The following is a 260-nucleotide window of genomic DNA, read 5'->3' as shown; positions in this document are numbered from 1 at the left end:
CCCATGGCAAAGGCCGATAACACAAAAGTGATGTGGATAAGTAGATACCACATGATCTTGTCGTTCGCGATATTTTCGGCATTCATAAATACTTTAAGTAAGTGAATGGATGAAATTGCTACAATAGATGCGGCCACCTTGTTTTTAAGCGAACCTGTGTCCATCTTGCCAAGCCAGCTGAGTTTCTCACTGTTTTCGCCCACATCAAGCTGTGATACGAAGTTTTCGTAGCCTGAAAACATCACCATGATGAGCAGACC

Annotated in this window: 1 protein-coding gene; it reads right to left on the bottom strand. The window is 43.1% G+C overall.

All coding sequences use genetic code 11. The features are described 5' to 3' along the window. The coding region (locus AAEY72_RS15420; protein ID WP_352311476.1) for a YqhA family protein at window positions 1-260 on the bottom strand (260 nt) is incomplete at both ends.

It is taken from the genome of Psychrobacter sp. W2-37-MNA-CIBAN-0211 (assembly GCF_040309405.1).
In the GTDB taxonomy this organism is placed as follows: Bacteria; Pseudomonadota; Gammaproteobacteria; order Pseudomonadales; family Moraxellaceae; genus Psychrobacter; species Psychrobacter glaciei.
This window is presented reverse-complemented; position numbering and strand designations above follow the sequence as displayed.